Annotated in this window: 12 protein-coding genes and 1 pseudogene; 7 read left to right on the top strand and 6 right to left on the bottom strand. The window is 69.8% G+C overall.

Going from position 1 to position 18579, the window contains the following annotated elements; genetic code table 11:
- The first annotated feature begins 12 nt into the window (after positions 1–12).
- Positions 13–492, top strand: a complete 480-nt coding sequence (locus WS91_RS29945; RefSeq protein WP_038754713.1) for a GNAT family N-acetyltransferase — start codon at positions 13–15, stop codon at positions 490–492.
- Positions 493–708: 216 nt separating this feature from the next.
- On the opposite strand, the gene WS91_RS29940 is transcribed toward WS91_RS29945, so the two are convergent.
- Both WS91_RS29940 and WS91_RS29935 read right to left on the bottom strand, forming a co-directional pair.
- Positions 709–1137: a DUF4087 domain-containing protein gene (locus WS91_RS29940; protein WP_052145207.1), complete on the bottom strand. Its 429-nt coding sequence runs from the start codon at positions 1135–1137 to the stop codon at positions 709–711.
- A gap of 503 nt (positions 1138–1640) precedes the next feature.
- A complete protein-coding gene (locus WS91_RS29935; protein ID WP_082758415.1) occupies positions 1641–4829 on the bottom strand; it encodes a heavy metal translocating P-type ATPase in 3189 nt (1062 codons plus the stop codon).
- 634 nt (positions 4830–5463) lie between these two features.
- Here WS91_RS29935 and WS91_RS29930 point away from each other — a divergent pair.
- From WS91_RS29930 to WS91_RS29920, 4 genes and pseudogenes are all read left to right on the top strand, one after another.
- A pseudogene (locus WS91_RS29930) lies at positions 5464–6348 on the top strand (lysozyme inhibitor LprI family protein); the annotation flags it as partial.
- A 431-nt stretch (positions 6349–6779) separates the two neighbouring features.
- Positions 6780–8216 carry a DUF1254 domain-containing protein gene (locus tag WS91_RS29925; protein ID WP_059671552.1) on the top strand — a complete coding sequence of 479 codons (1437 nt, stop codon included), beginning with the start codon at positions 6780–6782 and terminating at the stop codon, positions 8214–8216.
- On the top strand, positions 8213–8371 hold the full coding sequence (locus tag WS91_RS37030) for a transcriptional regulator (protein WP_161788684.1): 159 nt from the start codon (positions 8213–8215) through the stop codon (positions 8369–8371). The genes WS91_RS29925 and WS91_RS37030 overlap by 4 nt, the downstream gene beginning before the upstream one ends.
- On the top strand, positions 8371–12378 hold the full coding sequence (locus WS91_RS29920; RefSeq protein WP_059671551.1) for a DUF748 domain-containing protein: 4008 nt from the start codon (positions 8371–8373) through the stop codon (positions 12376–12378). The genes WS91_RS37030 and WS91_RS29920 overlap by 1 nt, the downstream gene beginning before the upstream one ends.
- Positions 12379–12508: 130 nt before the next feature.
- On the opposite strand, the gene WS91_RS29915 is transcribed toward WS91_RS29920, so the two are convergent.
- From WS91_RS29915 to WS91_RS29895, 4 genes are all read right to left on the bottom strand, one after another.
- On the bottom strand, positions 12509–12730 hold the full coding sequence (locus WS91_RS29915; protein WP_038752168.1) for a hypothetical protein: 222 nt from the start codon (positions 12728–12730) through the stop codon (positions 12509–12511).
- 224 nt (positions 12731–12954) lie between these two features.
- Positions 12955–14616 carry an alkaline phosphatase family protein gene (locus tag WS91_RS29910; RefSeq protein ID WP_059671550.1) on the bottom strand — a complete coding sequence of 554 codons (1662 nt, stop codon included), beginning with the start codon at positions 14614–14616 and terminating at the stop codon, positions 12955–12957.
- A 697-nt stretch (positions 14617–15313) separates the two neighbouring features.
- Positions 15314–15703 carry a VOC family protein gene (locus WS91_RS29900; protein ID WP_038752177.1) on the bottom strand — a complete coding sequence of 130 codons (390 nt, stop codon included), beginning with the start codon at positions 15701–15703 and terminating at the stop codon, positions 15314–15316.
- 127 nt (positions 15704–15830) lie between these two features.
- Entirely contained in the window at positions 15831–16121 is a 291-nt protein-coding gene (locus WS91_RS29895) for a hypothetical protein (RefSeq protein ID WP_186448634.1), read from the bottom strand.
- Positions 16122–16661: 540 nt separating this feature from the next.
- On the opposite strand from WS91_RS29895, the gene WS91_RS29890 reads away from it, so the two are divergent.
- Together WS91_RS29890 and WS91_RS29885 are read left to right on the top strand one after the other, a co-directional pair.
- Complete coding sequence (locus tag WS91_RS29890; RefSeq protein ID WP_081989950.1) at positions 16662–17732, top strand: phytoene/squalene synthase family protein; 1071 nt, start codon at positions 16662–16664, stop codon at positions 17730–17732.
- 206 nt (positions 17733–17938) lie between these two features.
- Positions 17939–18457 carry an ASCH domain-containing protein gene (locus WS91_RS29885; protein ID WP_231752111.1) on the top strand — a complete coding sequence of 173 codons (519 nt, stop codon included), beginning with the start codon at positions 17939–17941 and terminating at the stop codon, positions 18455–18457.
- Positions 18458–18579: the final 122 nt, after the last annotated feature.

The following is an 18579-nucleotide window of genomic DNA, read 5'->3' as shown; positions in this document are numbered from 1 at the left end:
AAGAGGTGCGGCATGCTCCAGATGCGCCCGATGACCCAGACGGAATTCCGCGAATACCGGGAACGCGCCGCGCGCGGCTATGCGCGGGATCTGATCGAATCCGGCCAGAGCGAGCCCGACGAAGCCGACGAGCGCGCGCTTGCCTGCATCGACACGCTGCTGCCCGATGGGCTCCTCACCGACGACCAGGTGTTGCTCACGCTGCGCGAATCCGGCGACGGCGTCGTGCTCGGCCACCTGTGGTATGGCGTCGTCGCGGAAGGGCCGCACCGGACGCTCTTCATCTACGATCTCGAAATCGAGCCCGCCTTTCGCCGCCAGGGCTGGGCGACGCGCGTGCTGCAGGCGCTCGAGGACGATGCGCGGCAATTGCGCGTGAGCGAGATCGGCTTGTCGGTGTTCAATCACAACACGGCCGCGCTCGCGCTGTACAGCGAGCTCGGCTTCGCCGCCGCGACGACGACGTTCGTCAAGTCGATCGAACCGCTTTGAGCGGGCGGTCGCGCGGCCGCCGCGTGCGCGTCGCGCGTGGCGTATCGCCGCGCCGCCATCGTAGATTGCGGATCGCACGAATGCCGCCGATGTTGCCGATGTCGCGGGGCGGCGGCGCGAGGGGCCTTCGTCCTCGATGCGATTCGCGCCGTTTCCGCATGCGTTTCGATATTCGCGCGCCGCTGGGCGATGCCGCGCGCGTTCCTGCTCCCGCGCTTATTCCGGCTCCTTGAGCCGCTTGTCGCGCCGGCACCTCGAGAGCGGCAGTTGCTTTGCTTTCAGCACCTTCACGATCCGGCGTTCCTGCTTGTCGGTGATCACGGTGAGGCACGCGCATGCATAGCCGTGTGGGCCGTTGGTCTCGACGTACTGCTTGCCCGCCATGTCGGGAATCAAATCCATTCCTTCGGCTTCGGGGCCGCCCATCGTGCCGAGCGTCCATGAGCCGGTGCGGTCGTCGAGCCACCAGTTCGCGGGCGTCGGGTTCTGGAGCCAGCCGCAGCGGATTTCGGCGTACGCGTATTGAGTGCCGGCCAGCGCGAGGACGAGCGCGGCGAGCAGATGGCTTGCGGCGCGGCGCGATCGCGAGGTCGTCGCGATCGCCGGCGCGTGCTTGGCGTTGCGGTGGGTAGGGGATAAGGTCATGCTGCGTGATGCGCGGTGCGTTCGTCGGTCGCCGTCGTTCTATCGATGGATGAAGTCTAGCGCAGCCGCGCACGCGGGCGTGTCGCGATTTGTCGCGAGCGGTCGTGGCGAGCGGTGTGCGGTGCGCTGACGTCGAATGCGGAGTGCTGACCGCTGAGCGCTGAGCGCTGAGCGCTGAGCGCTGAGCGCTGAGCGCTGACCGCCGACCGCCGACCGCCGACCGCCGACCGCCGACCGCCGACCGCCGACCGCCGACCGCCGACCGCCGACCGCTGAAACGTTCAAACGTTCAAACGCAAAAGTGCAGAACCGCTCAACCGCGCCTCTCGCTTCACGCGCGGATCGCGCCTCTTCACGCTCAGAGCCCGTTTGAAAATTGATGAAACGGCGAATTCCAGCTCATCTGGTCCACGCCTGCATTCCTTGCCGACGGGCTACTTTCAAGGCAGCGCTCTACATCAGTGTGGCTACGAGGGCGGAAATTTGCATTTCCAAACGGGCTCTCAGCGCGCGTCGCCTTTCCAGCGCCGCAGCAGCAGCGCGTTCGTCACGACGCTCACGCTCGAGAACGCCATCGCCGCGCCGGCGATCATCGGATTCAGCCAGCCGAGCGCCGCGAGCGGAATCCCGACCAGGTTGTAGACGAACGCCCAGAACAGGTTCTGCTGGATCTTCCGATACGTGCGGCGCGAGATGTCGACCGCATCCGCGACGAGCGCCGGATCGCCGCGCATCAACGTGACGCCCGCCGTGTGCATCGCAACGTCGGTGCCCGTCGCCATCGCGATGCCGACGTCGGCGGCAGCGAGCGCGGGCGCGTCGTTGATGCCGTCGCCGACCATCGCGACGACGCCGTCGCCCGCCGTCGCCTTCATCTGCGCGACGACGCGCGCCTTGTCGTCCGGCAGCACTTGCGCGTGGACTTCGTCGATGCCGAGTGCCGCCGCGACGGCCGCCGCGCTGCCCCGGTTGTCGCCCGTCACGAGCGCGCTCCTGATGCCGCGCGCCGCGAGCCGTTCGATCGCGCGGCGCGCGTGCGGCTTCACCGTGTCGCCGAACGCGACGAGCGCGAGCGCCTCGCGCGGCGCATCGGCGCGCATCAGCCACGACACCGTGTTGCCCGCCGCTTCGAGCTCCGCTGCGCGGCGCGCGACGTCGGCGGGCACGGCGATGCCGAGCTCGTCGCGCCAGCGCGTGCTGCCGAGCGCGAGCAGGCGGCCGTCGACGTGCGCCTCGACGCCGCGCCCCGCGACCGCGCGCGGCGTGTCGGTACGCGCGGCGGCGAGAGGCGAGCGGCGCGCGTCGGCGTCGGCGTCGAACGCGGCGACGACCGCGCGGGCGAGCGGATGCGCGCTGTCGCGCTGGACGGCGGCCGCGAGTGCGAGCGCGTCGGCGCGCGCAACGCCGATCGCGTCGAACGCGGTGACGGTCGGCTTGCCTTCCGTCAGCGTGCCCGTCTTGTCGAATGCGACGATGCTCGCACGCTGCGCGAGCTCGAGCGCCTGCGCATCCTTGATCAGCACGCCGTGCCGCGCGGCGACGCCCGTGCCCGCCATGATCGCGGCGGGCGTCGCGAGGCCGAGCGCGCACGGGCACGCGATCACGAGCACCGCGACCGCGTTGAGGATCGCCGTCTCGACGCCCGCGCCCGCGACGAGCCAGCCGGCGAACGTGACGAGCGCGATCGCGACGATCGCGGGCACGAACACCGCGCTCACGCGATCGACGAGGCGCTGGATCGGCGCTTTCTCGGCCTGCGCGGATTCGACGAGGCGGATGATGCGCGCGAGCGTCGTTTCGGCGCCGATCGCGGTCGTCGCGACGGTGAGCGCGCCTTCGCCGTTGATCGAGCCGGCGGTCACGCGGTCGCCCGGCTCCTTCGGCACGGGCAGGCTCTCGCCGGTGATCAGCGATTCGTCGACGTGCGTGATGCCCGCTTCGATCCGGCCGTCGACAGGCACGCGCTCGCCCGGCAGCACGCGCACGACGGTGCCGATGCGCACCTGCGCGAGCGGGACGTCGCGCTCGACGCCGCGCTCGACGATGCGCGCGCGATCGGGGCGCAGCGCGTTGAGCGCGCGGATCGCATCGGTGGTCTGCCGCTTCGCGCGCGCTTCGAGCCATTTGCCGAAGCGCACGAGCGTGACGATCACCGCGGACGCCTCGAAATACAGATGCGCGGTGTGGCCGGGATCGCGCAGCATCAGCCAGATGCTCAGGCCATACGCGGCTGACGTGCCGAGCGCGACGAGCAGGTCCATGTTGCCCGCGCGTGCCTTGAGCGCGTGCCACGCGGCGCGGTAGAAGCGCGCGCCGAAGCCGAACTGCACGATCGACGCGAGCACGAGCTGCAGCCAGGCGGGCAGCGCGGCGTCGATGCCGAACGGCGCGGCGAACATCGGCAGCGCGAGCGGCGCGGTCAGCACGGCGGATGCGATCACGAGCGCGCGCTCGCGGTGCGCCTCGGCGCGCTTGCGGTCTTCGGCGGCGGGCGGCGCGGGGCGGGTCGGGGCGGCCGGTGCAGCCGGTGCGGCTGCGGCGGAGGCCGCGGGCGCGGCGCTCACCGGCGATGCGCGATAGCCCGCTCGCTTTACCGCGTCGACGAGCTGAGCGGCGTCGAGATGCGCGTCGGCGTCGACCGTCGCTTTCTCGGTGGCGAGGTTGACCGTCGCGCGGGTGACGCCGGGAATGTGCGACAGCGCTTTTTCGACGCGGCCGGCGCATGACGCGCACGTCATGCCGTCGATGTCGAATTCGAACGTCGTGTGCGGTGCGGGGGAGGCGGCGGTTTCCTGCGGTGCGAATGCGGCTGCCGAGTCGCTGCTCACCGGCGATGCGCGATAGCCCGCTCGCTTTACCGCGTCGACGAGCTGAGCGGCGTCGAGATGCGCGTCGGCGTCGACCGTCGCTTTCTCGGTGGCGAGGTTGACCGTCGCGCGGGTGACGCCGGGGAGGTGCGACAGCGCTTTTTCGACGCGGCCGGCGCATGACGCGCACGTCATGCCGTCGATGTCGAATTCGAACGTCTTGGCCGCCGCGCCGTGCGTCGCGGGAGCGACGGTTGCAGTCGTTTCGTCGGTTGCGAGCGCCGTGGGCGACGCGGGCGAGTGCGCCGCGTCGTCGAGCAAGCATGCGGGCGGCGTCGGCGAAGCCTCCGCATGCGCGTTGCGCACCACGTCGGCGCGATACCCGGCCTGCTCGACGGCCGCGACGAGCGTTCGCGGATCGGCGTCGCGCGCGATGCCGACCGTCGCGCGCGCCGTCGCGAGATCCGCCGTCGCGGCCGTTACGCCGCGCACTTTCCGGAGCGCCTGCTCGACGCGTCGCGCGCAGCCGCCGCAAGTCATCCCGCCGACGGTCAGCGTCACGGTCGCCGTGCCCGTCGCGATGGCGTCGCCGTCGCCTGCTTGCGCGCCTTCGCGTTGCGTATCCGCATCCCGGCGCGCGGCGGGGGGCGTTGCGACCGTCGCGCGGTATCCGGCGGCGCCGAGCGCGTCGATGAGGCGGGGCGCGTCGACGGCGGGCGTCGCGTCGACGGTCGCCGTGCCGGCGTCGAGGTCCACGGTCGCGCCGGTCACGCCCGGCACCCGGGCGAGCGCCTTCTCGACGCGCGCCGTGCAGCCGCCGCAATGCATGCCTTCGACGAACAGCGTCGTCGTGACCGATGGGGCGGGAACGAGCAGGTTTGTCATCTGCCATCCGATTCGATGAGGCGGACGATGCCGCCGATGACCCGAAGTATCAACTTTCCCATGATGGGAAGGTCAAGCGTGCGGTGGCGGGCCGATGGCGGTCGCGCGGAGGCGGGCGGAGCGGGGCGATCTCGGCCGAGGACCGCCGCGCGGCGCTGCGGCGGACGTTCGGGCGGCGGGCGCGGCGCCGTGGCCTTGAGCGACGCCACGGCGTTTGGCCGCGTATCGGCGGAGGCACGGGGACGGTCGGGACATTCGGCTTGGGTCTTGCTGCCTGCAACCGCCAACCGCCAACCGCCAACCGCCAACCGCCAACCGCCGACTGCCGACTGCCGACTGCCGACTGCCGACTGCCGACTGCCTACTGCCTACTGCCTACTGCCGACTGCCTACTGCCACTGCCCCTTGCGTGCCCACCGCTCCCAATGTGCCTAATTCGCCCAACGTGCTGAATGCCAACCGCCAAACGCGCCAAATTTCCCCGACGCACCAGCTCGCTGCCGTTGTCGCCACCACCGCTATATCCGCCATCACTGCCGCTACCATTGCTAGCCGCTGCCGCTGCCGCTGCCGCTGCCGCTGCCGCTGCCGCTGCCGCTGCCGCTGCCACCGCCACCGCCACCGCCACCGAAGCGCACCTCGCGAACGTTCGCCGCATCGCCGAATCGAAGCACCGCAAGGAGGAACCATGTCGACGAATACGACACGACTGATGGCCGCGGCGCTCGGCGTCGCGCTGACGTTCGGCGCGCCGTTCGCGCGCGCCGCGAGCTTCGACTGCGCGCGCGCCGCGAGCGCCGCCGAACGCGCGATCTGCAAGACGCCCGCGCTCGGCGAGCTGGACGTCCGCATGGACGCGTACTACGCGATCCTGCATAACGCACGTCCGGCCGACGAGGGAATGGCGTACCGCGAGTTCCGCGACGCGCTGCGCGACGAGCAGGAGCATTGGCGGCGGCGCGTGCGCGACGCATGCGGCGCGCGGACCGATTGCCTGACGAGCGCGTACACGGCGCGCATCGCCGCGTTGCGCGATGTCGCCGGCGAGCGGCTCGTGCTGCGAATGACGGGCGCGAACGCGTCGCCGCCCGGCGCCGCCGACGCGACTTACGTGATCGACGGCGAATCCGTCAAGCTGACGCGCGGCGAATCGGTGCAGGCGGCCGCGCCGGGCTCGGCGACGAAACGTGTGACGGCACTCGTCGCGCAGAGCGCACCGGCGACGATCGCCGGCCGCGCGGTGACGGCCGTCCTGTTGAGCGACGATCCGGGCGGCAGCGGCCGATTCCTGTATGTCGCGACCGCGCAGCCGGACGGCGGCGGCGCGCCGGCCGTGCTGCTCGGCGATCGGCTGACGCCGGTGTCGGTGTCGATCGAGCGCGCGGCGACGGGCGGCGCGCTCGTCGTCGTCGAATATCTGGACCGCCCGGAGGGCGCGCCGTTCGCGCAGGCGCCGACGGTCAAGGTCGTGCGGCGCTTCATGCTCGAGCGAGGCCGGCTCGCCGAGCGGCGCGGCTAGCCGAGTGCGCGGCCGGCGCGCACGGACCGGCGCGCATGCGAGGCTCACGTCATTCGGGCATTCGACTTGCGGCGCATGGGCGGCCGATTCCACCCGAACCGCGATGCGCCGCCGCCCATCGTTGATCGTCGGCCGCAACGCGCCGCCGCCCATCCGCTTTCCGCTGCCGCAATCCCAAATAGTGACCACGCGCCGCCGCAACCGTGCCGCCATCGCGCCGCGCCCCGTCTCGCGCCGCGCCGAATCGCCCTATTGTGCGATCAGGCATTGTTTTTGCCGGTGCGACGAGAGTACGATACTGCCGATCAAAAAATAAAGAGCTGATCAAGCAACAGCCGGCCGGCACGCACGCTACGAGGAAACCACCGCGCCCTACGCGCCGGCCGCCGATCAACACGCGCGGCCCTGCCGCGCGTTCGCCGTGCCACCGAATGACAACAAACCGACGAGAATCCGCTGTTTCTCTGCGGCGCGCTTGCGCGTCGCTTGCCGCGCTGGCGCTGCTCGCCGCCTGCACGTCGACGCCCGAGGCGATCCAGCGCAAGACGGGCTGGATGCGCAGCGAGGTCGCGGATTCCTATATCTACGCTTACCCGCTCGTGCTGATGGACGCCGCGAAGGAGGCCGCGACGGCCGACGGCGCGCCGGGCGGCACGCCCGTCAACACGCTGCGCCACGCGCAGGCGCTGCCCGCGCCGGGCTCGGCGAATCCGCCGCTCGCGAGCGTCGACCTGCTCGATTCGTCCGCCTGGCTCGACGTCGCCGACGAACCGGTCGTCGTCGTGCTGCCCGACACGCGCGGCCGCTATTTCGACGCCCGCGCGCTCGACATGTGGACCAACGTGCTGTGGTCGACCGGCCCGTCGGCGAATCCGCGCTCGGGCGTGAGCCGCGCGCGCGCGGTCGCGTTCGTCGGCGCCGGCTGGGAAGGCGCGCTGCCCGAAGGCGTCACGCGCGTCGACGTGCCCGCGCGCAACGCCTGGCTCGACGTGCGGATTCAGACGAGCGGCGGGCGCGATCTCACCGCCGTCAAGAAGCTGCAGCGCGCGATCCGCGTCGTGCCGCTGTCCGTCTACACGGGCGATGCGCGCGGCGCGTCGCGCGCGGTGCACGCGGGCGCGGCGTCCGCCGATCCGGCGTCGGAGGCCGCTTCGCCCGTTGCGCGGGTCGCGGCGCTCGATCCGCCCGCGTTCTTCTCGCGCGTCGCGCGCGCGTTGCAGGACAACCCGCCGCCCGCCGCCGACGCGCACGCGCAGGAAATCCTCGCCGACATCGGCGTGACGGCGGGCGCGCCCGTGCAATGGAAGGGCGACAAGCTGATCGGCGCGGAGAACGGCACGGCCGAGGCGCGCGAGCGGCTCGCCGCGCTGCCGCCGAACGTGCTGGCCGCGAACGGCTGGAACTGGCTCGGCGACAGCGCCGGCCGCTACGGCCAGGACTACGCGCTGCGCGCGTACGCGGCGTCGACCCAATTCGGCGCGGCGACGCGCGACGACGAAACCGTCGCCGTCGTGAAGACCGACAGCGCGGGCCGGCCGCTCAACGGCGCGAATCGCTATGTGATCCGCTTCGCGCCGAACGCGTTGCCGCCCGCGCGCGCATTCTGGTCGCTCGCGCCGTACACGCCGGACGGCGCGCTGCCCGATCTCGGCCGCGCGCGCCGCTCGATCGGCGAGCGCGACCGGCTGCGCCGCAACCGCGACGGCTCGCTCGAGATCGTCGTGTCCGCGACGCCGCCCGGCAAGGGCTACGCGTCGAACTGGCTGCCCGCGCCGCGCGCCGATTTCGCGCTCGCGCTGCGGCTCTACGCGCCGAAGCGGCAAGCCGCCGACGGCACCTGGCAGCCGCCCGCCGTCGTTCGCAAGTGAACGTTCGCGCGCGCCGTCCGGTCATAAGGCCGGGCGCTGCGCGCGCCGACGCCCGTCTCCCACGCTGCGTCGCGAAAGGCGCAGCGCCTATACTGGCGAAAGCCGGACGCTCCCGTCCCGATTTCCTCGCTGCCGTTCCCACGGCGATTCAGTAATGGCATTCAACAAAGAAACCGTCCAATCGACCTTGCAGAAGCTCGGCGCGGCCGCCCGGTCGCGTCGCGCGAAGCGCGCCGGCATCGGCGTGCTGATTTTTCTCGCCGTGTTCGGGCTGCTGGGCTTCTTCGCGGCGCCGCCGCTGATCCGGCACGTCGCCGAGCAGCAACTGAGCCAGCAGCTCGACCGTCCCGCGACGATCGCGCGCATTGCATTCAATCCTTACACGCTGCGGCTCGAGGCCGACGGCGTCCATGTCGGCGAGCGCGGCGGGCAGGGCGATTTCGTCGACATCGGCAAGCTCGTCGTGCGCGCGTCGTGGTCCTCGCTCGCGCGCTTCGCGCCGATCGTCGACGAAGTGCGGCTCGATCAGCCGCGCCTGCGGATCGTTCGCTACGACGCGCAGCGCTTCAACTTCACCGATCTGGTCGACAAGTTCTCGAAGCCTTCGCCGCAGCCGTCGACGAAGCCGGCGCGCTTCTCGGTGTCGAACATCCAGGTCAACGACGGCCGCATCGATTTCGACGACCAGGTGCTGAACGCGAAGCACGTCGTCGACCAATGGTCGCTCGGCGTGCCGTTCATCGCGACGCTGCCGTCGAAGACCGGCATCTTCGTCGAGCCGAAGCTGCGCGCGCGCCTCGACGGCAGCCCGATCGCGCTCGACGGCAAGACGAAGCCGTTCGCGCAGTCGCGCGAATCGTCGATCAACCTGAAGTTCGACGGCCTCGACGTGCCGCGGCTGCTGTCCTATGCGCCGACGAAGCTGCCCGTCGACGTGCGCTCGGGCAAGCTGTCGAGCGACCTCGACGTCAATTTCTCGATGGCGGGCGAGACGCCGTCGCTGCGCGTGTCGGGCACGGTCGATCTGAACGACGCGCAGGTGACGAGCCCCGCGAACGAGCCGCTCTTCGCCGCGCATGCGGTGCACGTGGCGGCCGCGCAGCTCGAGCCGCTGCGCAACGTGCTGCATTTCGACGACATCCGGATCGATCAGCCGGTGGTGTCGCTCGCGCGCGACAAGGCGGGCGCGCTGAACGTGATGAAGCTGGCGGGCGGCCCGGCGGGCGCGCCGGCCGCGGCGAGCGCCGCCGCTGCCTCGTCGTCGGCGGCTGCGGCAAAATCCGCGGCGGCATCGGCATCGGCATCGGCATCGGCATCGGCTTCGGCTTCGGCATCGGCAGTGGCTTCAGTTTCAGCGGCGGCTTCAGCTTCGTCCGACCCGGCCGCTTCGGCGTCGTCCGCATCCGGCGCGGCTGCATCGGCCGCCGCGCCGGGTCCGGCCGCGTCGAGCGCGGCGAGCGCCGACAAGGAAAAGGCGCAGCCGCTCGACCTGACGATCAAGCGCTTCGCGATCAACGACGGCCAGTTGAACCTGAACGACGCGTCGCTCGCGACGCCTGCCGCGATCTCGCTCACGCACGTCGCGACGACGCTCGCCGATTTCACGCTGGCGGGCAAGACGCCCGCGCGCTACACGCTCGCGACCGACGTCGCGAGCGGCGGCTCGCTGAAGGCCGAAGGCGCGTTCAGCCTCGCCGCGCGGCAGGCCGACACGAAGCTCGTCGTCGACGCGCTCGCGCTGCCGGTGGTGCAGCCGTACCTCGCCGGCGCGACGTCCGCACGCGTGCTCGACGGCGCGCTCAGCACGTCGATCAACGCGAAGGCGGACTGGTCGAAGACGCCGCTCGACGCGCAGGTGAGCGACAGCGAGCTCGGCCTGAAGTCGCTGAAGATCGCGCTGCCGAACGCGAAGACGCCGGCCGTCGCGTTGCCCGACGCCAGCGTGAAGGTGACGAAGATCGACTTGGCCGCGCGCACCGCCGAGATCGCGAGCGTCGACGCGACGGGCCTCGCGCTCGACGTCGCGCGCCTGCAGAACGGCCAGATCGATCTCGCGTCACTCGTGGGCGAAAGCGGCAAGGCGGCGGGCGCGCGTGCCGCCGCGCGCGGCGCGCAGCCCGCCGCGCCCGCGTGGCGCTACCGGATCGACGAGCTGAACGTGAAGGACGCGAAGGCGAACTTCACCGACCGCTCGACGCCGCGCCCCGTGAAGCTCGCGTTCGCGCCGCTCGCGCTGAACGTCAAGCAGATCAGCGAGGACTTGTCGAAGCCGCTGCCCGTCAGGCTGACGACGACGCTGAACCGCAAGGGCTCGCTCGACGTGTCGGGCAACGTGACGGGCTCGCCGCTGAAGGTCGGCCTGAAGCTGAACGGCAACCGGCTCGACGCGGCCGCGTTCGAGCCGTACTTCGGCAGCATGCTGAACGCGACGGTCGCGAGCGCGCTCCTGAACGCGAAGGGCGATTTGAGCGTCGAGCAGGCGAAGCAGTCGATGAAGGCGTCGTATCGCGGCGACGCGGCGCTCGTCGACGTGCGGATGCTCGACAAGGTGACGTCCGATCCGTTCGCCGGCTGGCGCTCGCTCGCGCTCGCGAACCTGAAGGCGAACTACGACGACGTGCGCGGCACCGACGTCGAGGCGTCGCGCGTGACGTTCTCGAACTTTTACGGCCGCGTGCTGCTCGACGCGCAAGGCAAGCTGAACCTGCGCGAGGTCGTCGCGAAGGAAAGCGGGCCCGCGCAGTCGCTCACGCGTGACGCGAGCGGCAAGGAGCCGGTGCCGCTCACGCCGCAGGCGGCGCCGGAAGCGAAGGCGGCCGTCGCGGCGTCGGCGCTCGAGCCGGCGTCGGCGCCGATGCTCGCGTCGGCGGCCGCATCGGCGCCGGCCGCACCGGCCGCGGGCGCGTCGGCCGCCGCGGCAGCGCCCGCGTCGGGCACCGCCGTCGTGCGCGCGGCCGCGCCGCCGCAGCATCCGGTGCGGCTGCATTTCGGCCAACTGCTGTTGCAAAGCGGCCGCGTCACGTACACCGATAACTTCATCAAGCCGAACTACACGGCGAACCTCGTCGCGATCAAGGGCACGGTCGGTGCGTTCGGCACCGATTCGACGACGCCCGCGCCCGTCGACATCGCCGCGAATCTGGCGGCGAACGGCCCGATCACGATCAAGGGGACGGTGAATCCGCTGATCGAGAAGCCGGCGCTCGACCTGACCGCGACCGCGCACGACATCGAGCTGACCAACCTCACGCCGTACTCGGCGAAGTACGCGGGCTATCCGATCACGAAGGGCAAGCTGAACGTCGATCTGCACTACAAGCTCGACAACGATCAGCTGAGCGCGAACAACCACATCTTCATCGATCAGCTGACGTTCGGCGAGCACGTCGAGAACGACACCGCGACGAAGCTGCCCGTGCGGCTCGCGATCGCGCTCCTGAAGAACTCGCGCGGCGAGATCGACGTGAACGTTCCGGTGTCCGGATCGTTGTCGAACCCGGAGTTCAGCGTCGGCAGCCTGATCTGGCGCGCGGTGCTGAACCTGATCGCGAAGGCCGTCACGTCGCCGTTCACGCTGCTCGCGCACGCGTTCGGCGGCGACGGCGAGGAGCTCGGCTACGTCGAGTTCGAGCCGGGCCTGGCGACGCTGTCCGACGCGTCGCAGAAGAAGCTCGACACGATCTCGAAGATGCTCGCCGAGAAGCCCTCGATCCGCCTCGACCTGATCGGCCGCGTCGATCCGGACAAGGATCTGCCCGGCCTGCGCGCCGCGTACGTCGAGCGGCTCGTCAGGCAGCAGAAGCTGAGGGACGTGGTCGGCCAGGGCGAGAGCGTCGATCCGAGGGCGGTGAAGGTCGATCCCGCGGAATACACGAAGTACCTGACGAAGGCCTACAAGGCCGCCGACTTCAAGAAGCCGCGCAACATGATCGGCTTGACGAAGACGCTGCCCGACGACGACATGAAAAAGGCGCTCGCGGATCACGCGAGCGTCGACGATTCGAGCCTGCGCACGCTCGCGCAGGACCGCGCGGAGGCGGTTCGCCAGTATCTGGAGGGCAAGGTCGATTCGAGCCGGATGTTCATCGTCGCACCGAAGCTCGACGCGAAGGGCATCGAGGACAAGGGGGCGACGACGCGCGTCGATTTCGGCCTGAAGTGACGGCGCGCGACGCCGGCGCGATGCGCGCGGGCGGCGTCGATTCGACGAAGGCGGTGCGGCTCGGTGCGCGCCGCCTTTTTTGTTGTCGCCGTGCTCGCGCGCGGCCCTCGCGCGCGGCGGGCGCGCCGCGTCAGCGCGTCGCCGCGACCGGATCTCGCTTGTCGCGCTCCTTGCGCGCGGCGAGCGGAATGCGCGGATCGTCCCATTCGGTCAGCCACTCGACTTCCTTCGCGGTGAACACCTGACCGTAGTTGCGCAGCGTGTACTGCAGCGCGTCGATGATGTGATGACGAATGATCTCGGGCGTGCGCGCGTCGTCGAGCACGCATCGGAAGGCTTCCAGCGTGGCCATCGTGATGCTCCGGATAAGGACGATCTTCTTATCGCATGACAATAGTCCGCAGCCAACCTCGAAAAAAAATCGCCCGGCGGGCCGGACGTGCGGGCGTCGCGGCGGGCGTCGGGCGGCAAGCCGCCGCAGTGGGCGGGCGGCGGACGCGCTGATGTGCGCAGCGCGGTGTTCGGATTAGACGAACCGGGTGGTTCGGATCGGGCGGGCGCGCCGCTTCCGCGCTGTCAGCGATCGAGGCCGAGGCCCGGCAGCACGCGCGTGCCTTCGAGCGCGACCGCGTGCAGCAGGCGCGGCTCGAGGCCGAGCGAGCGCAGGATCGTCGGCGCGACTTGCGTCGTCAGCACCGGCGCGTCGATCGTGCGGCCCTGATGGAAGCCCGCGTACGACACGACGAGGCCGAGATGGCTGTCGTCCGGCGCGTTGCCGCCGTGCTCTTCATCCTTCTTCTTGCTCGACGTGTAGATCACGCCCGGGTTCGGCTGCACGACGATGTCGGGCGTGCGGCCCTGCGCCGGATTGCCGAAGCGCTCGGCGACGCTCGCGCCGGACAGGATGTACGCTTGCGGGCCGTCCGCGCAGATCCCCGGCGCGTTGCAGCCGAGGTTCGCCTTCAGCTTCGCGATGACCGCGTTCAACTGGCTCTGGTCGCGCAGCCAGACGAGGCCGACGTCGTCGGTCTGCACGAAGCCCGTGCCGACGAGGCCCGTGCCGTCGTTCAGGTTGCCCGACGCCGTGTTGTTCTGGCCGAAGTTGCCGTTCGGGTCGAGGAAGTTGTTCGCCTCGAGGAGCGCCGTCAGCGTGTCGCCGTTCTTCACGAGCTTCGTGTGATCGGCCGGCGACTGGCCGTGCTTCGCGGTGACGATCACGACGGTCGAATCGTACAGGCCGCGCTGCTTGAGCTCGGAGACGATGCGGCCGAGCGAGCCGTCGACGTACGCGATCGCGTTCGCGACATCCGGCCCCGGCGTGAAGCTCGCGTCGAGATAGCCGCCGCCCGATGCGACGGTCGCCTTCTGCGCGACCGACAGCGTCTGGAAGTTCGTGCCGAACACGGTCGGCACGGGCGCGGCCGCGGTGCCCGTGGAGTTCTTGCCGTCGATCTGGTTGACGATCGCCTGCACGTGATAGTTGTCGAACTTCTCGGTGTGCGTGTAGATGTCGGTGTAGTTGCTGTTCGTCGCCGGATCGATCGAGTTGATCTCGGTGCGCGCGAGGTCGTCGACGCCCTTGCCCGACGGGCCGTTCACCCAGTCGTAGCCCCACGCGTGCTTGTCGGCCCAAGCGGTGTGCGAGCCGCGGATGTGCTCCTTGACGACTTCGAACAGCGTGTTCGTCTTCACGTAATTGTGCGGGTAGACGCTCACGCACTGGCCGTTCACGCGCGCATGCGGGATCGCCTGCGGGTTGAATGCGCCGCCGCCGTCGAGATGCGTGAGCGCGCCGCCGTTCTGCGCGTCGATGCCGGTGGTCTCGTCGAACACGACGTTCCAGCCTTGCTTGCCCGAGCACGTCGTATCCGACGGCGCGTACAGCGTGCGGTCGTACGACACGTCGTAGAAGAGGCCCGCGCTCTTCGGCGAGCCGCCCGTCACGAGCGCGGCGAGGCCCGGGAACGAATCCGACAGGCCCGGCGTGTGCGCGTTCGTGTACGTGACGCCCGATTTCGCGAGCAGCGCGAGGTTCGGGCACGTGTTCGCGCCGACGCAGCGCGCGAGGTCCTGCTCGTGCAGGCCGTCGACGCTGACGAGCAGCACGTGCTTCGCGTCGAGAGGGCGGCGATCGTGATCACGATCCTGCGCGGTGGCGGCCGAAGCCGCGCTCGCGAACGCGAGCGCGCCGGCGCCGAGCCACGCGCCGATTTCGAAGGACTTACTGTTGAGTTTCATCGTTGACCTCGTCGTTAGGACTGGCATACCCACACCCGGGGCTGCAATCTGCACGCGGATTGCGAACGTGTCGTGACGCGCCGCTTTCGTTTGTCTGTCGACGCGCGGCACGACGCGCGGCGCAAGCGAGACGGGCAGGGCGGCGAAGTTGTGAGAATTTGTTTCCGGGCGGGCGGCGCATCGGCGGCCGGGAGGGCGTTCGGGATCGGTGCAATGGGGCGCGGCGGCGCATTCGAGCGCGCGGGCCGATGTGCCCGGGGAGATCGCGTCGCGCACGCCCGCTCTTTGCGACGAGCGGGCCGCCGTTCAGCGCCCGACGGATGCGGCTCGCGCCGGGCGTCGTCAGGGATCGGACGAGCGATCGATTGCGAAGGATGCTTGATCGATCGCGGCGGATGCGCCGCGACGCATGCGAAACTTCGTGTCGCGAGGCGCTTTCGGCGCGTTGTCCGTCGAGGTCATTGCATCGGAGCCGATCGGGAATGCACGGCATTGCGGCGAAGCGGCGCGCGGCCGGCGCATCCGTCGCAGACGGCGAACGGCGAACTATGTCACCGGGATGGATGCGTGCGCAACGATCGCATGTTGCGCGTCGCGCCTGTTGCGCCGATGTCGCGCAGCACGATGCCCGGCGCACCGCACGACGCACCGCACGACGCAACGCGCGCCGCGCGCAAACGCGATCGCGCGCGAGCGCTCAGCTCGGCTGCGAGTTTTGCAGGACGATCCGGTAGCCGTCCGGATCTTCAAACGTCACGCCTTCGCGATCCCAGTACGGATTTTCCGAAGGGAGCGGCACGGCGCCGTATGCACGCATGCGCTCGACGGCCTCGGTCCATGCGCCGCGATCGGGCAGATAGAAGACGAGCAGATGCTCGGCGGTCGGTGCGCGCGCAACCGTCACGCCATGCTGATGCGTGAATTCGATTTGCCACGGATAGCCGGCGCGGCCGACGATCGCGCCGTCGAAGCCTTCGTGATTCTCGAAGCGGGCGACGACGTCGAAGCCGAGCGCCTTTGTGTAGAAGCGGACGAGCGAGTCGATGTCGTTGGTCGGTCGGGCAACGCGCAGGACGGGTGGATTCATCACGGCACTCCTGTATTAGAGGATTCGACGAGAGCAAGGATGCGGAGCTGCGTTTTCAGCATAGGTCGAAAATGCGCCGCGGGCCCTGCATGACGTCACCGTGCGCGTCGCGCGACGCTCGCGGCGTTTACTTCGCGGTTTCGTCGAGGCCGCGCTGCAACAGTTCGGTCAACAATCCGGTCATCCCGTCCGGATGCGCTGCGGCCCGCTCGTTCAGGTGCGCGACGAGTTCGATGTTGAGCTTGCAGGCGAACGGCACCAGGCCCTGCGCCAGTTCGAGCCTGCGCCGCTCGCGGCGGTCGGGCGCGGCTTCGGAGCTCTTGCCGAAGCGCGCGGATGTCGACTGCTTCATCGCGTGCGTCAGCTTCAACGCCTTGTTTTTTTCGAGATCGGTTTTCTTCATGGCCATTGCGTTCACCTCTTGCGGGAAAGGATGCGATTGTACGCATTGCCGCGCGGCGCGGATATCGATTGCGGCCTCGTCGGGAGCTGCGTTGCGCGGATGCCGCGTGCGATGCGGCGGCGCGCTCCGGGCGCGGATGGGTGGCCTCGGGGTGGCGGCTCCGGTGCGTTCTTGCAGACGGGCGTGCGCGGCGTTGTGCGGGAACGTCGTTGCGACGATGGGCGCTGCGGCCTATCCTTCGCGTCGCTGCCGGAATTCGTTTCCGACAGTCGAACGCCCGCGACTCTGAGTTCGTCTGCGGCAAGCCGCGAGCCGCGAGCCGCGAGCCGCGAACCGCGAACCGCGAACCGCGAACCGCGAGCCGCGAGCCGCGAGCCGCGAACCGCGAACCGCGAACCACGAACCACGAACCACGGACTGATAACCGAGAACCGAGAACCGCAATCGGCGAACCGCAAGCGCTGAGCCGCGCGCCGATCGGCACGCACCGCCCGCTGTCCGCGAATCGCCCGGCGAGCCACGCGCGTTTGCCGATACAATGCGGCAGCAAATCGTATGACCGACCTGATCCGATCCATGGGCAATCCCTCCCGGGCCTTTCTGCTGGGCCCTCTGCTGAAGGGCGTCTCGCGCTCCTTCTATCTGACGCTGCGCGTGCTGCCGGAAGGCATGCGCGACCCGATCGGCCTCGCGTACCTGCTCGCGCGCGCGGCCGACACGATCGCCGACACGTCGCTGATCCCGCCCGCGCAGCGGCTCGAACTGCTGCTGTCGCTGCGCGCGCAGGTGAACGGCACGCCCGATCCGGGCGCGCTCGCGCGGATCGCGGGCGAAGTCGCGGGGCAGCAGATGCAGTCGGACGAGAAGACGCTGCTCGAATCGCTCGGCCCCGCGCTCGCGGTGCTGTCGCAACTGAGCGCGCCTGATCGCGATGCGGTGCGCGGCGTCGTGACGACGCTCACCGAAGGGATGGAGTTCGATCTGTGCACGTTCCCGGACGAATCGTCGGGGCGGATCGCCGCGCTGCGCGAATGGCCGGAGCTCGATCGCTACACGTATCTCGTCGCCGGCTGCGTCGGCGAGTTCTGGACGAAGATGACGTGCGCGCATTTGCCCGGCCTGCTGACCGAGCGCGAGGACACGATGGCCGCGCGCGGAATCCGCTTCGGCAAGGCGCTGCAGATGACCAACGTGCTGCGCGATTGCGGGAAGGATCTGCGGATCGGCCGCTGCTACCTGCCGCAGGCGATGCTCGACGAATACGGTTTGCGCGCGGGCGATCTGCTGCGGCCGGACGCGTCGCTGCGCGCGCGGGCGCTGATGCATGCGCTCGTGCGCAGGGCGCTCGAGCATTTTCGCGCGGGCATCGATTACACGTTCGCGATTCCGCGCCGCGCGCCGCGCTTGCGGCTCGCCTGCCTGTGGCCGATCGTGATCGGGCTGAAGACGCTGGCGCTGCTCGCGTCGAACGATGCGTGGCTCGATCCGGCGCGCGCGTCGAAGGTGCGGCGCGGCGATGTCTACCGGATCATCGCGTATTCGCTGCCGCTCGCGATGTCGAACGGGGCGCTGCGTGCGTGGCTCGACCGGCTGGTCGCGGATGTCGAGGCGCGGCTCGTGGCGTGAGGGCCGGCGCTCGCGCGAGCGCGTCCATGCTCGCGCTTCGCATCGCGCAACGAGAAAGAAGAGGGGGCGCGTGTTGCCGATTTTCAGCGTTCCGCAGCGGGTCTTGCTCGTTGCCCCGTCGCCCCGTTGCCCCGTCGCAGCTTGCCCGGTCCGTCCGCCGGACGTCGGTTCAACGCTCAGGCCCGGACATTCGTTTCGCACCTGTCATGCAATCGCATGCGATTCATGACGCCACATCGCGTCTCGCCTCATTCATGCCCGATACGCCCGCACTGCCCGAGTTGATTGCAGCGTTAAGCGAACGCGGAATCGACTTGTCCGGAGCCAACGTTCGAAATGGCGGCTATGGCGACTCGGAGGAGTCGTCCGCCATGCTCATTGCATTGATAGCGGCTAGGGTGAAGCGCTGCACGTCCAGCCTGCTGTGGTCGTGGGAATTTGACGGCGAACGCCTGCCGCGGGAAGGGGACATCGAAATCGTTCTGGATTTTCGCAATCGTCCCGTTCTGCTGCTACGGACGACGAAAGTCGAGATCGTGCCGTTCGAGAAAGTCTCCGGCGAGTTCGCGGCGGCAGAAGGAGAAGGCGACCGCTCGCTCGAATGCTGGCGCGTGGAGCACTGGCGGTTCTTCGGCAAGGAGTGTGAGCGCATAGGGCGGCAGCCTGTCGCGTCAATGCCGCTCGTTTGCGAGACATTCGATGTGATCGCCGATTTGGGGCGATAAGCGCGATTCGATTGCCGCGGGCCCGCAGGCAGACATGCGCCGGGTGGTTTCCATGGATCGTCGTTTCCGACCGAACACGGGCGATTTGCCCCGTGTCCTCGCGCGATCCGCGATGCGCCCTT

The organism is Burkholderia sp. MSMB1498 (genome assembly GCF_001526245.1).
In the GTDB taxonomy this organism is placed as follows: Bacteria; Pseudomonadota; Gammaproteobacteria; order Burkholderiales; family Burkholderiaceae; genus Burkholderia; species Burkholderia savannae.
Note: the sequence above shows the minus strand (reverse complement) of the source record. Positions and strands in the feature narration are given on the sequence as shown.

Bases quoted from the DNA above. Each gene is read 5' to 3' on its own strand.
- WS91_RS29945 (WP_038754713.1), top strand. From the start codon at position 13: ATGCTCCAGATGCGCCCGATGACCCAGACGGAATTCCGCGAATACCGG.
- WS91_RS29940 (WP_052145207.1), bottom strand. From the start codon at position 1,137: ATGACCTTATCCCCTACCCACCGCAACGCCAAGCACGCGCCGGCGATC.
- WS91_RS29935 (WP_082758415.1), bottom strand. From the start codon at position 4,829: ATGACAAACCTGCTCGTTCCCGCCCCATCGGTCACGACGACGCTGTTC.
- WS91_RS29925 (WP_059671552.1), top strand. From the start codon at position 6,780: ATGACAACAAACCGACGAGAATCCGCTGTTTCTCTGCGGCGCGCTTGC.
- WS91_RS29920 (WP_059671551.1), top strand. From the start codon at position 8,371: ATGGCATTCAACAAAGAAACCGTCCAATCGACCTTGCAGAAGCTCGGC.
- WS91_RS29915 (WP_038752168.1), bottom strand. From the start codon at position 12,730: ATGGCCACGCTGGAAGCCTTCCGATGCGTGCTCGACGACGCGCGCACG.
- WS91_RS29910 (WP_059671550.1), bottom strand. From the start codon at position 14,616: ATGAAACTCAACAGTAAGTCCTTCGAAATCGGCGCGTGGCTCGGCGCC.
- WS91_RS29900 (WP_038752177.1), bottom strand. From the start codon at position 15,703: ATGAATCCACCCGTCCTGCGCGTTGCCCGACCGACCAACGACATCGAC.
- WS91_RS29890 (WP_081989950.1), top strand. From the start codon at position 16,662: ATGACCGACCTGATCCGATCCATGGGCAATCCCTCCCGGGCCTTTCTG.
- WS91_RS29885 (WP_231752111.1), top strand. From the start codon at position 17,939: ATGCAATCGCATGCGATTCATGACGCCACATCGCGTCTCGCCTCATTC.